Raw genomic sequence first — 13,572 nt, 5'->3', positions numbered from 1 at the left:
GTCAGGCTTTTTTATGATTGAACCTAATTAAGAGGCTTTAGATTGTTTTGCTTTTAAAATTTCCGTTCTTAAGCTTTGCGCCAACTCTGCAGACTCCGCACCCATGCCATTGACCATAAAGGCATGACGGGTCAAGACATTGGTTGGATTAGGTAAATTTACCAATTGGTAACTTTCAGAGATGTCTTTCAATAATTCGTTACTTAAATGTACGGCACTTTCTTTGGCAGACAACTGTTGGACCAAACGCTCAGCAGCTTGATTCGCAGACAGTTGCATTGCATCGACTGCAGTTGAAATGCCACAACGTGTTTGCAAAACAAAGCGCTTTTCTTCGCGGTAACGTTTATACAAAACCTCAGAAAGCAGTTGGAATACACTGCTGACCATCATTAAACATGGCACTGCATTAGGTGTGTCTGTCGACATGCTGAGGGTGGCACCATGCTCATTAAAGGATTGAACTGTAGTGATGTCCGAGCTGTTGAGTTTGTAGTGTTTTAAACAAAGTTCTGTGCTTTTATTGAGGAAAATCTGACACAAATTAAAGTATGGAATAGACACGGTTGTATTCACCGAGTCCATCAACTGTTTCGGGTCATAAAATTGAATATTGAGCGCAACCGAATGATTATCCACGATCACGGGTTTTTGTTCTTTAGGTTTCGCACTGGTTTTGATTTGTTGTTGTGCTTGAGCAATCGCGACCGCCGTATGATGTTTTTCCTGTTCAAGCGTTTGGGTTAAAACTTGAATTTCATGTTTTAAGCGGGATTCATTATTGATCCGTGCCAAATATTCGGTACGGCTTGGGCGCGCAATGGCGCGATAAGCTAACCACAGTAAACCATGAATCGCTAAGGACAATAAAATCGCTAACCACTGAGTACGTAAAATCTCACCCATACTTGGTTTAATGAGCGTGATTTCAATGCTACCCACTTTCTTTTCATTTTGCAGCGCATCACGGACAAACACTTCGCCATCACGTGTTCGAACTTGGCCACCTGTCGCCAAGACTTGATTGTTGGCATCCAAAATACGAATGGAAGCTACGCTTGGGTTGGTCGCATAGCGATCCACCAAAAGCGCAAGGGAAACCGTGTTGGCAGGCTCCAGCTCTGCAAGACTGTCTGTGACCAATTGAGAGGTCATCAGTTGGCCTTGGTTGGCACGGTTTTCATTCAGTTGATGAGTCGTTGCCAATACCAATAAAAAGGTATGTAAAGCAAAACTTACAATTAATAGGCTAGCAAATAGCCCTTGTCTAGGCGCATTCAACGTAAACTTCCAAAGAAAATATATTCAATTTCGATTATGATTCTAACAATAGTCGTAGCTCAGACCCGAGTCAATTCATGCGAGAAATCATTCTTATTTCATTTTTAGGACCAGACCAACCTAATCAGTTCACTCGATTAATGCAGGTATTGTCCACTCATTCATTACAAATTTTAGATGTCGGACAAGCAGTTATTCATAACCAATTGACCTTAGGTATTGTTATTTCTTCAGATGACCAAACTGCAACAGCTTTGGCCATGAAGGAAATTCTGATTTTAGCACATGAAATTGGTTTAACTGTACGTTTTAAACCAATCACTACAACTGAATATGACCAGTGGGTGAGTGAAGGTGGACGGACGCGTTATATCGTCACGGCTTTGGCGCCAGAGCTTGAAGCGTCTCACTTACAAGCAGTTACAAATATTGTGTCCAACCAAGGTTTCAACATCGAAACCGTGACCCGTCTGTCTGGTCGTCCAGTCTTAAATGGCGAAGTCGATGGGCCGAAACGCGCCTGTGTTCAATTCGGTTTAAGTGGTCAAATGCTGGATGCCGCAGCCATGCGTGCAGCTTGTTTACGTTTGTCACATGAACTGAATGTCGATGTAGCGGTACAAGAAGACAATGCCTACCGTCGTAACCGCCGTTTGGTGTGTTTTGACATGGACTCGACTTTAATCGAGCAAGAAGTGATTGATGAGTTGGCGATTGAAGCGGGTGTCGGCGCACAAGTCGCTGAAATCACCGAACGTGCAATGCAGGGTGAGCTAGATTTCCAGCAAAGCTTCCGTGCACGTGTCGCACTGCTCAAAGGGATGGATGCCTCTGTCCTACCTAAAATTGCAGAACGTCTGACCGTTACAGAAGGTGCTGAACGCTTAATTTCAACTTTAAAAGCATTAGGCTACCGCACGGCTATCTTGTCGGGTGGTTTTCAGTACTTTGCAGAGTATCTACAAGCCAAACTTGGTATTGACGAAGTTCATGCCAATGTCCTAGACGTTGACAATGGGTTGGTGACGGGCGAAGTTAAAGGTCACATTGTCGATGGTGCACGTAAGGCATTATTATTACGTGAGTTAGCCGATAAGATGGGCATTTCTCTTGAGCAGGCGATTGCAGTAGGAGATGGTGCGAACGATTTACCGATGTTGTCGATTGCTGGCCTAGGTGTAGCTTTCCGTGCGAAACCGCTGGTGAGACAAAACGCTAATCAAGCCATTTCAAGTGTCGGCTTAGATGGGGTGTTGTATTTATTGGGTGTGCACGATAAAGACTTAAATCGTGCTTAAAGCATCTCTGTGTTATTAAAAACGCAGCCTTTGAGCTGCGTTTTTTTGTTGCAAATTTAAGCGAAAAATGATGAGCGGTCAGTGAAAAATGTCGATAAAAACAACGATCAACAGAATTGGAAAAAATATTTTTAAGCGCTGAAAATACGGGTTTTATTTTGTAATGACACGCCAAGACTGAGCGCGTCTTTGTTTTGGAAAAGTTCAAATCTAAAAAAATGTAATGACAATATAATATGGCGACAAGGTATGTCGCATTCTAAAAATACAAGCCTTTTTTTCTTTTCAAAACTGCTCATAATGCATGCATAGAGTTTGAAAGCTACACAATCCATTAATTTTAAACGGTATCGGGGATGGGTTCAGCACAGTGTACCAGTTGCCTGAATTTATCTTAGACGGAGGTTTTTATGGTAACAGCGAATTTAGCAACCATCGTTGGCTTAAGTTTAGTCGCCGCTGCGTTGATTGCTGTTTTCTTTTCGCCTTATCGTCGCTGGTTGAGTTTTATGGTGGCGGGTATGGTGTTTTGGGGAATATTGGAAGTCATTCGCCTAGGTGTGCAAGCAGTGTTTGAAATGCCGATCACTTATAGCTACTTAACTGCTTTAACTTCAGCGATGCTTATTGTGACGATGTTGCTTCTACGTGAAGATCGTCGCGCAGAACGTGCACTGGCGCAGCGCCGTTGTATTGAACATACACCTGTATATGAAGATGACCAACAGCAGTGTTCTAGCCGCTAAGTCATAACCTCATACCGTAAAAGAAGATGCCTAGAGCATCTTTTTTACGTTCTTACATGATTGTTATACAAAGCCTAGCGGTAAAAATGGCAACTTGTGGTAGCATTGAAAACAGTCAATTTATCAACAATTACAATAGGCTTTCATGTCATGAAACTATCTTCAATTCCTGTGGTTAAACTTCCATTGGTTGATGTCAGCACGGATCCGCTGGATTTAATGGTTACAGGTTTGGCACTTCGTATGAAACAGCTGGCGCGTACCAGTCCAAAATTTATTGAATTAGTTCATGAACGTCAGTTCCGTATTCAAATTGGTACGGATCTGGGTATGGCACGCCAAATTATTGTGAACAATGGTCAGATTGATACCGTTTCAGGTGATGCTGAAAAAGCCGATTTTATTTTACAGTTTGCGGACAGTGAGCAGGGTGTGAAAACTTTAATCAAAGGTGACCCAACCGCATTTATGACGGGCATGCAAAACGGCAGCATTAAAATGGAAGGTGATTTTGGTCTCTTGGTTTGGTTCAACCAAGTTGCAAAATTGGTTCCACCCAAGCTACCAAAGCCTGTGAAAGCAAAAATTAAAGCTGCTCGCGCATTTTTGAAAGAAAAAACCGGTAAGTAAAAAGATTTTTTAAACGTCTCGATGCCGTCTCCTTTATAAAAGGCAGATTGAGAGTGATGAAATCGAAAAAGCCCTCTATCGAGGGCTTTTTTATGTATGGTGTTTTTATTCGACTTCTAAATTGAAAGTCACGGGTCCATCATTGACCAAATGTACTTTCATGTCGGCAGCAAAAATACCTGTTTGCACATGCTCAAACTGGGTCTTGGCATAGTCAACCAGTTGTTCGTATAAAGCCTCGGCATCATTTGGTGGCATGGCTGGTCCAAAGTCAGGGCGTAAGCCCTTTTGGGTTTGTGCCATCAAGGTGAACTGCGAAACCAGAAGAATCCCACCACCGGCTTGGCTGACATTCCAGCCCATTTTGCCTTGTTCGTCGTCAAAAAAACGATACTTTAAAATTTTATCGATCATTTTTTTGCCTTTGTCTAAAGTGTCTTCTTTCCCAAGACCTAAGAAAACCAAGATACCGTGTTGAATTTCACCTGTGGTTTCACCATCGACCACCACTTTGGCTTCGAGAACGCGTTGTAATAAGGCCCGCATGACTGATTCTATCTACCATTTGATTGTGCAGACTGAAATTGTAGCAAAGCTAGTGCAGCACAGGAGAAACATCGATTGAAAAAACAAGGCAATTGCGTTGATATCCATAGCAATGTTTCAGGAAAAGAGCATAGGCCAAGAGCGATGTCAGTAAAGACATCAACATTTGTATTCTGAATCAAGAGAAATAAGAAATGTCCCGAGTAATTGGTCGAATAGCAAGACCGAATTACCAAAACATGGCTATGCAGCTTAAAAAAATGTGCTTTAATGCAATAAGTTGCTAAAAACCGAAAATGATATGTCTGCCATCATCCAATCCTTATTAGATACTGATCTGTACAAATTTACGATGCTACAGGTGGTCCTGCATAAGTTTCCCCAAGCGCATAGTGTGTACCAGTTCCGTTGTCGCAATTTGGATGACACCGTCTATCCTTTGGTCGACATTCTCGATGATTTAAATCACCAATTAGATTTGCTCTGCCAATTACGTTTTCAAGACGATGAGCTGCAATACCTGCGTGGTTTGCGCTTTATCAAAAGTGATTTTGTCGATTATTTAGAGTTGTTTCAGCTCAAACGCCGTTTTATTGTGGCCAGTATCGATCACCAAGGCCGTTTAGACATTCGAATTGAAGGGCCGATGGTTCAAGCCATGATGTTTGAAATCTTTGTGCTTGCCATCGTCAACGAGTTGTATTTCAGCCGTATTCGAACTGATGAGGTGATGGCTGAAGGTGAACGTCGACTACAGGCTAAAGTGGCCTTATTAAAACACTATGAAACATCGCAAACGCCAAATGATCCCCCATTTTTAGTTTCTGATTTTGGTACACGGCGTCGCTATAGTTTGGCGTGGCAAAAACATGTGATTGAAGTGTTTAATCAAGCTGCACCGCATATTTTCCGTGGCACCAGCAATGTCTTAATTGCAAAGCAATTGGGTCTGACCCCGATTGGGACCATGGCACATGAATTCCTACAAGCATTCCAAGCGTTGGATGTACGTTTACGTAATTTCCAAAAATCAGCACTGGAAACCTGGGTACAAGAGTACCGTGGTGATTTAGGTATTGCTTTGACGGATGTGGTGGGGATGGATGCATTCCTGCGTGATTTTGACTTGTACTTTGCCAAATTGTTCGATGGCTTGCGCCATGACAGTGGTGACCCGTATGAATGGGGCGATAAGGCCTATGCCCACTATAAAAAGTTGAAAATTGACAGTAAAACCAAAATGCTAACGTTTAGTGATGGACTCAATTTAGAGAAAGCATGGGATCTGCACAACTATTTCAAAGACCGTTTCCAAGTCAGTTTCGGAATTGGTACCAATTTGACCAATGATATGGGACAAACGCCATTAAATATTGTGCTTAAACTGGTTGAGTGTAATGGCCAGTCGGTTGCGAAAATCTCAGACAGTCCGGGTAAAACCATGACGGATAACGATACTTTTTTGGCGTATTTACGTCAGGTTTTTGAGATTGCTGAAGCAGAAGTCAATTAATCCAGAATATATACCATGCCAGAATCCGTTCTGGCATTGCGCATTAAAAAACTGGTGAATAGTGATATCTCTAATTCTGCTAAAAGAATGCAAAAAATCAGAATAATTGTAAAAATGAGTTGTGCTAAGATCAAAGCATGATCTGAAAATATACGAAATAATATGACACATTCTGCCTTTGATTTTGGCTTGTTGATAGACGCAGAGCAGTTGGTTCCGCATTTAGGGAATGACAAATTACGCATCGTCGATTTAAGTCGTGCTTCAGTCTATGACCAGTTACATATTCCACATGCTTTGCATTTAAAGCCGAAATTTTTGGTGCGCCAAGACGAACAAGCCACCGGTCTACTTCCTGATGTAGAAGGTTTACAGGAACTGATTCGTTATTTGAATATTTCACCCGAACATCATGTGGTGGTTTACGATGATGAAGGTGGCGCTTGGGCAGGGCGTTTGATTTGGAATTTACACTGCTTAGGTTTTGAAAATACCAGTCTGCTGAATGGTGGAATTCATGCATGGCTTGCAGCAGGACTTCCAACCACTTCTGAAGTGGAACAGTTTGAACCTGTCAGCGCCTTGGTACAGGTCGATCAAGCCAAAATACAGCAGTATCGAATTGAATATGCTGAGTTATTAGAGAAAGTTCAAAGCAGCCAAGTCCAACTCTGGGACTGCCGCACAGAAGACGAATATACCGGCCTGCGTCTTGCAGCGCGACGCGGCGGTCACATTCCAAATGCACTACATTTTGAATGGAGTACTGCCCTTAACCGTGAAAATCATTTAAGATTGCACCCTTTAGAACGCACGCAGCAACGCTTAGAACAATTGGGTTTTAACTTAAATGAACCTGTGGTGGTGTACTGTCAGTCACATCACCGTTCAGGACTGGCTTATATTTTAGGTCGTTTATTAGGTTGGAATATTCAGGCGTATGACGGTGCGTGGAGTGAATGGGGCAACCGCCTCGACAGTCCTATCATTACCGGAGAGATGCCGTCTTGAGCCTCACATCACGCTTAAAAAAACAAATTTTCATTCAAGCTCAACGTGTTGTACCCCAACATCAGTTATCACGTGTCGTGGGCAGAGTCGCAGCCAGCGAAAATCCAATTGTGAAAAATGCGGTCATCACTGCGTTTAAAGCGCAGTACGGCATTGATATGTCGATTGCTGAGCAGAGCAATGCACTGAAGTTTAAGTCCTTTAATGAATTCTTTACCCGTGCATTAAAAGAGGGTGTACGTGATATTGATACCGATGCGACCAGTATTGTATCGCCTGCCGATGGTGCGATTTCACAGTTGGGTCCCATTGTGGAAGGTGATATTTTCCAAGCCAAAGGACAAAAATTCACCGTTGATAATTTAATTGCAGATCCGCAGTTGGCTGAACCGTTTAAAAATGGTCAGTTTGCAACGGTGTATTTATCGCCTAAAGATTATCACCGTGTGCATATGCCATTTGCAGGCACATTGACGGAAACCTTATATGTGCCGGGTGAATTGTTCTCGGTCAATCAAACCACTGCTGAAAACATTCCGGGCTTGTTTGCCCGCAATGAACGTATGGTCTGTTTATTTGATACAGAAATCGGCCGTATGGCCGTAGTTCTCGTTGGCGCCATGATTGTGGCGGGGATTGAAACTGTTGCAACAGGAAAAGTGAAACCGACTGGCCGTTTAGAATTAAATCAGCATAACCTGTTCTTGGACAAGGGTGCTGAACTCGGTCGTTTCTACCTAGGCTCAACCGCTGTGGTACTGTTTGAAAAAGACAAAATGACGTGGGATGCAGCCTTTAAAGCCAACTCGACTGTGGTGATGGGTGAAGCGATGGGACATACAGTTTAATCGTTTCAGCTCTCGGTCACCGTCCTTGTTAAACGGACGGTGAGAGACAAAAAAAGCACCGATATCGGTGCTTTTTTCATGCTTTTGAAGAAAGAGCCTTATTCAGGATTATAGGTGCGTTCTTTGGGGAAAATCACTTTAAAAATAGAGCCTTGATTTTCTTTGGATTCAATTTCTAAATGTGCTTGGTGTTGCATTAACACGTGTTTCACAATTGCGAGTCCTAAGCCTGTGCCACCCGTTTGTCGACTGCGCGCGCTGTCAACACGGTAGAAGCGTTCGGTTAAACGGGGTAGGTGCTTAGGATCAATGCCGATACCAGTATCTTCCACAGTAAAATAAGCCTGTTCACCATTGTCATGCCAACCCATGGTCACCGTTCCGCCTTTCGGCGTGTATTTGATGGCATTGGTAATCAGATTACTAAAAGCGCTGGCCAACTCCATATCTGAACCGATTAAGTCACAGTGACTGTCGATATCGAGATTGAGCGTATGCCCATAATCAATATTATAGGCATGTGCATCGTCATAAAGTTGGTTCATTAAGCTAGGCATGTCAATGATTTGATTTTTAGCAATTTGCTTGTCATTTTCTAGGCGTGACAGTAACAACAAATCATTCACCAAGGCATTCATGCGTTTGGCTTGTGCCTGCATTTGGTCAAATGCCCGCTTCCAACGTGGGTTGAGGTCTTCTTGGTCGGTAAAGGTCTCAATATAACCACTGAGTACTGTGAGTGGTGTGCGTAGTTCATGTGAAATGTTATCGACAAAGTCTTTACGCATTTGTTCGAGATTGTGCATGCGGGTCACGTCATAGGCGACCAGTAAGCGACTTTCACCACCAAATCGAGTCATTTTGACTTGAACATAATGTTCATCAAAACTGGATGACTTCATTTTTAAGCCATCTGGTGCAGCATCAATATTATTGTAATAATCCACAAAACTCGGTTGGCGTAATAAAGTCAAAATATTACGGCCACGGTCATTTTGTTCGATGCCTAATAACCGTTCTGCAGCAGGGTTCCACCATTCAATTTGTTGCATGTCATCGATCAGCACCACTGCTTCTTGCAAAGCGACCAAGGATGACTGCGCCCGATCAATCAACCCGACCATTTCCGCTTGTACAATACGTTCTTGGCGCTGTGCACGATAGACATTGAACAATAATGCCCCCCAAATGCCCCCAAGGTTGGGTGGAACTTCGTAGGGACGATTGGAAATCCAGTCATTGACTAAATACAAAGAGCGCATTTGCAGAATAAAAAAAACGGCAAAAGCAATGGAAATACACGTCCAAAAATAACCGACGCCAAAGCCAATCAAGCTTGCAATCAGCAAGAAAAAGGCAAGGAGACGTAAGTCCTGTTTGGCAAAGCCCCATAAACTGCTGTATCGCGTTTTTTTATGCTCGCGTGCGAGTTCAGGGACCGGGTAGGGTTCATACATAAAACAAAATTAACCTAGGGCGATATCCGCACGTGTAGAGAATCGATAGCCTGTACCCCGAACTGTTTGCACAAAGCGATCTGCCGCATAAGGCTCAAGCACTTTACGTAAGCGGCGAATATGCACGTCGATGGTACGGTCTTCAATATACACGTTTCCGCCCCAGACTTGGTCAAGAAGTTGTGCACGGGTGTAGGCACGCTCAGGATGAGTCATGAAGAAGGCCAATAAACGATACTCGGTTGGCCCCATGTCGAGGAAATTATTGCCAAAGCTGACCCGTTGGCTGACAGGGTCTAAGATTAAGCCATTGGCATCAATCGATTTTTCACCACTGAGCGCGTTAGCGCGGCGTAAAACCGCTTTAATACGTGAAACCAATTCGCGGGTCGAAAACGGTTTAGTCATGTAGTCATCTGCACCAGCATCTAGACCTTGCACTTTATGGTCTTCTTCGCCACGTGCCGTGAGCATAATCACTGGAATTTCAGAGAGATTTTCATCGCGCTTGAGACGACGACATAAATCTACACCACTGACACCACCAGGCATCATCCAGTCGAGTAAGATCAAAGCAGGACGCTGATCCACAATCATTTGGTGGGCTTGTTTTGCGTCTTCGGCTTGTAAGCATTGAAAGCCTGCCATATCCAACGAGGTGTGAATCATTTCTCGAATGGGAAGTTCATCATCGACGATTAAAATGTAGTCATCTTTCACAACGCAATATCCTATTGTAGGTAACGGCAGGCCGTTTTAATTTTATGACAGGCTTATTACAAAGATTAATTATGACAGTATCATTGCAAAAAACAGACGATTGATGAAATTTGCAAAAAAATGTGACAAAAAATCGTCATATTGGGATTCAAAATTAATGGAAGTTTAATCTAAATTGCATTCGGAAATGCCGACTGCATCCAAATGAAAAGTCTTAGACATCCAATTTTGCCCGTGTATTCGGGTCTGAAAAAGTTTCTAGAAGTGAAATAAACACAATACGGCTGGAGGTTAAAACTTCTTCAAAGGATTGTTTAAACCCACTGACCACCCAACGGATCGCAATTTGCGTAACATAGCCATTGAGGCCTGTGGCGACCAGCGAAATTTCTCGTTCGGACCGGTTAATTTGCGGCATCATCAGCATGACAAAGGCTTGAATCATCCGGTCAAAACGGGTCATGGTTTCATGAATGGTGGCTTGGTTATGTAATTCTTGGACCAACATCGCATCGATATAAATAATACGCGCCATGCGAGGATTGTCTTTTAAGGTAGTGAGCAGGGCACGCAGTCCTGCATCAATCATTTTGTATGGATCTGAAGAGGCTTGCATGATGGCTTGCATGACATTGTGCTGTAACTCATCGATCAGCTTTAAAAAAATGGTTTGAAACAGCTGCTCACTTTTTTTAAACGACTCATAAAAATAACGTTCAGTAAGTTTGGCTTCATTACAAATATCTTTCACCGTCACGGCAAAAAAGCCGTGAGTACCGTAGGCTTCAATTCCTGCTTCAATGAGTTTTTCACGACGCAGCTGTTTACGTTCAGAAAGCGATAAGCCCTTGAATTGTCTTTCTTTGGTTTTATTGTTATCGCTGTTTTTTTGTACTGGTTCAGATGCCGTCATCAGATTTCATCGCCCTATTTGAAAGCCAAGGTTTTGCATAGTTTAGCAATAAACCATGACTCTACCTATGCGTAGGCTTTAATCTCTAGCTGGTTTTCATGGACTTGACACTTTTGGCTATTAAATTTATGACAATTGATATTGTCAATTATAAAAAAAGCATCTACAGTCGATGTACAAAGATAAAGGACAACCACAATCTCATGAAGAATTTTAAAAATAAAGTTGCGGCAATTACAGGTGCAGGATCGGGTATTGGCCAACAATTGGCACTTTTATTGGCCAAGGCGGGCTGTCATGTGTCATTGAGTGATGTCAATGAACAAGGGTTGGCGAAAACGGTTGAACTGCTGCAAGGCAGCAATGTACGCGTCACCACGAAAAAATTAGACGTCTCAGACCGTTTAGCGATGCAAGCGTGGGCTGAAGAAACCGTACAAAATCATGGTTCTGTGAATATGATTTTTAATAATGCCGGCGTTGCTTTGGGTTCAACCGTAGAAGGTGCATCCTATGAAGAGCTGGAATGGATCGTGGGGATTAATTTCTGGGGTGTGGTCTATGGCACCAAAGAGTTTTTGCCTTATATTAAAAAAATAGGCGATGGGCATATCATCAATATTTCCAGCTTATTTGGTCTAACGGCTCAACCGACTCAGTCTGCTTACAATGCCACTAAGTTTGCAGTGCGTGGCTTTACCGAGTCATTACGCCAAGAGTTAGATATGGAAAACTGTGGCGTGAGCGCATTGTGCGTGCATCCGGGTGGGATTCGAACCAATATTGCCAATGCAGCCAAAGTGAACGATAGCTTGCGTAGTATCGGGATGAACCCTGAGAAGTCTGCACAGACCTTTAATAAATTATTACGCTGTCCACCTGAAGAAGCAGCGCGTCAAATTTTAGAGGCGGTACAAAAAGATAAGCGTCGTTTATTGATTGGCAATGATGCGAAAACGCTAGATTTGATTCAGCGCATCTTACCAACGGGCTACCAAAAAGTGACGGCTTTTGCGACCAAATTAAGCCAAAGAAAGTCTTAATGTCGTGATGTAAAAAAACCCGCTTTGGCGGGTTTTTTATGCTTTATTTTAAAGATCGTCATGATCAAAAATGTGTTCTATCAAGTACTCGCTTAGCTTTAAATGAGCGTTTCAATGGTCTTTTTCTTCCAAACATATTGATAATAAAGCCCTTGCATGATGCATAAGCTGACAAAGGCTAGTGCATAAGCATACCAAATCCCTTGCATTCCCCACCATTCACTAAATAAGTAGGCACAGGGCACTTCAATCGCAATAATCGCAACGATATTGATGATCATGGGCATGGTGACTGTACCACTGGCCCGCATAATGGAGGCAAAAATGGCACTGGCACCAAAGAATAAAATGGACCACAGCACAATAAATAACAGCTGCTGCCCCAGCTCAACCACCGCATGGTCCGTGATAAAGAGTGCCATGAGGTATTTGGAGAAAAGATAAGCCAAGACCACCAAGGAACCTGTAATGATGATGTTCATGCCGAGCGCGGTACGTGTGACTTTGGCCAACAGCTCAGACTTGCCAGCGCCAATGGCTTGTGCACCAAAAATCGATGCAGCAATGGCAATCGATAGAGCAGGGAATTGAATATAATTCAGGACCTGATTGACCGCGCCATAAGCTGCGGTCGCATCGGCCCCATGGCGGTTGACTAGACCTACAATCACAAGGCCTGCGACGGAGGTGGTGATCATTTGAATGCCTGTTGGAACTCCTAAGCGGAGAATGATTTTACTCAGCTGGCGGTCAAAGCGAATATGACGTAGCAGTTGTGCATCAAGTCGGAGTGGGTGCTGTTTATAGTTCAAATAGAAATACAAAAAGGTCAGCACGGAAACAAAGCCTAAAATGGTCGCAATAGCAGGCGCAACAATCCCCAGTTTTGGAAAGCCGAAATAACCCGCAATCAGAACTGGCGTGACACAAAGCCCAATCAAGATGGTCATGCCAGAAGCAATTAGAGGTGTCGTACTGTCTCCGACACCGCGTAAAATTGAGGTATAAATAATATATACAAACAGTAGGGGACTACCTGCCAACATCCATTGCACATAAGGTAACGAGAGATGCATGACGTCTTCATCGATACCCAAAGCCGATAAAATTGGTCGCGCAAAAATTACCCCTAAAAATGCAATAAAGCTGCCACCAATGAGAGTCATAAAAATAGTGGAGCCGACCACCGCACGGACTTTTTCAATATTCTGTGCGCCCCATGCTTGACCAACCAAGACGGTCGATCCCGCGGATAGTCCAATTACGAAGGCCATTAAGCAAAACAGGATGGGGAAGAACACTGCAACCGCTGCAATCGCCTGCACACCCATCATCTGTCCGACAAAGATGGTATTAATCGTACCCGACAGATTTTGCAGAATATTGGTGGCAATCAAAGGCATCAGGAAAATAAAAAAGGCTTTCCATAGCTTTTGCTGTTGCACCAATGGGGTGTGTGCTGACATAAGTCATCCTGAGGTTCTTTTTATTACATTTCTAAGGCTTACCCTAGCATAGTTCGGTGCTGAAAAGCCGATGTATTTCAGTAAGCGAAGCCTATTCTTG

General features: G+C 43.2%; 13 protein-coding genes. 7 read left to right on the top strand and 6 right to left on the bottom strand.

What is annotated here, in order from left to right:
• Positions 1–27: 27 nt before the first annotated feature.
• Positions 28–1,281, bottom strand: a complete 1,254-nt coding sequence (locus AC4CVD_RS16380) for a hypothetical protein (protein WP_078425126.1) — start codon at positions 1,279–1,281, stop codon at positions 28–30.
• Between the two features lie 77 nt (positions 1,282–1,358).
• Between AC4CVD_RS16380 and serB the strand changes: the two genes are divergently transcribed.
• From serB to AC4CVD_RS16365, 3 genes are all read left to right on the top strand, one after another.
• On the top strand, positions 1,359–2,579 hold the full coding sequence (serB, locus tag AC4CVD_RS16375; protein WP_178895731.1) for a phosphoserine phosphatase SerB: 1,221 nt from the start codon (positions 1,359–1,361) through the stop codon (positions 2,577–2,579).
• Positions 2,580–2,989: 410 nt separating this feature from the next.
• Positions 2,990–3,325, top strand: a complete 336-nt coding sequence (gene aciT, locus AC4CVD_RS16370) for a ciprofloxacin tolerance protein AciT (RefSeq protein WP_004691806.1) — start codon at positions 2,990–2,992, stop codon at positions 3,323–3,325.
• Between the two features lie 150 nt (positions 3,326–3,475).
• Complete coding sequence (locus tag AC4CVD_RS16365) at positions 3,476–3,955, top strand: SCP2 sterol-binding domain-containing protein (protein ID WP_004691804.1); 480 nt, start codon at positions 3,476–3,478, stop codon at positions 3,953–3,955.
• Between the two features lie 105 nt (positions 3,956–4,060).
• On the opposite strand, the gene dtd is transcribed toward AC4CVD_RS16365, so the two are convergent.
• Positions 4,061–4,501: a D-aminoacyl-tRNA deacylase gene (gene dtd / locus AC4CVD_RS16360; protein ID WP_178895732.1), complete on the bottom strand. Its 441-nt coding sequence runs from the start codon at positions 4,499–4,501 to the stop codon at positions 4,061–4,063.
• Positions 4,502–4,802: 301 nt separating this feature from the next.
• Between dtd and pncB the strand changes: the two genes are divergently transcribed.
• From pncB to asd, 3 genes are all read left to right on the top strand, one after another.
• Positions 4,803–6,014, top strand: a complete 1,212-nt coding sequence (gene pncB / locus AC4CVD_RS16355) for a nicotinate phosphoribosyltransferase (protein ID WP_178895733.1) — start codon at positions 4,803–4,805, stop codon at positions 6,012–6,014.
• Between the two features lie 162 nt (positions 6,015–6,176).
• The gene (locus AC4CVD_RS16350; RefSeq protein ID WP_004691799.1) at positions 6,177–7,025 is read left to right on the top strand and encodes a sulfurtransferase; all 849 of its coding nucleotides are present in this window, start codon (positions 6,177–6,179) and stop codon (positions 7,023–7,025) included.
• The gene (gene asd, locus AC4CVD_RS16345; protein ID WP_062031857.1) at positions 7,022–7,873 is read left to right on the top strand and encodes an archaetidylserine decarboxylase; all 852 of its coding nucleotides are present in this window, start codon (positions 7,022–7,024) and stop codon (positions 7,871–7,873) included. Before AC4CVD_RS16350 ends, asd begins: the two co-directional genes overlap by 4 nt.
• Before the next feature lie 98 nt (positions 7,874–7,971).
• On the opposite strand, the gene phoR is transcribed toward asd, so the two are convergent.
• The 3 genes from phoR to AC4CVD_RS16330 form a co-directional block, all read right to left on the bottom strand.
• The gene (gene phoR / locus AC4CVD_RS16340) at positions 7,972–9,330 is read right to left on the bottom strand and encodes a phosphate regulon sensor histidine kinase PhoR (protein ID WP_178895734.1); all 1,359 of its coding nucleotides are present in this window, start codon (positions 9,328–9,330) and stop codon (positions 7,972–7,974) included.
• Between the two features lie 9 nt (positions 9,331–9,339).
• Entirely contained in the window at positions 9,340–10,050 is a 711-nt protein-coding gene (gene phoB, locus AC4CVD_RS16335) for a phosphate regulon transcriptional regulator PhoB (RefSeq protein ID WP_004691794.1), read from the bottom strand.
• A gap of 214 nt (positions 10,051–10,264) precedes the next feature.
• Positions 10,265–10,963, bottom strand: a complete 699-nt coding sequence (locus AC4CVD_RS16330) for a TetR/AcrR family transcriptional regulator (protein ID WP_004691792.1) — start codon at positions 10,961–10,963, stop codon at positions 10,265–10,267.
• 203 nt (positions 10,964–11,166) lie between these two features.
• Between AC4CVD_RS16330 and AC4CVD_RS16325 the strand changes: the two genes are divergently transcribed.
• Positions 11,167–12,006 carry an SDR family NAD(P)-dependent oxidoreductase gene (locus AC4CVD_RS16325; protein ID WP_178895735.1) on the top strand — a complete coding sequence of 280 codons (840 nt, stop codon included), beginning with the start codon at positions 11,167–11,169 and terminating at the stop codon, positions 12,004–12,006.
• Positions 12,007–12,104: 98 nt separating this feature from the next.
• On the opposite strand, the gene AC4CVD_RS16320 is transcribed toward AC4CVD_RS16325, so the two are convergent.
• On the bottom strand, positions 12,105–13,472 hold the full coding sequence (locus AC4CVD_RS16320) for an MATE family efflux transporter (RefSeq protein ID WP_490753454.1): 1,368 nt from the start codon (positions 13,470–13,472) through the stop codon (positions 12,105–12,107).
• Positions 13,473–13,572 lie beyond the last annotated feature (100 nt).

This window comes from Acinetobacter sp. LipI_23 (genome assembly GCF_058243045.1).
This window is presented reverse-complemented; position numbering and strand designations above follow the sequence as displayed.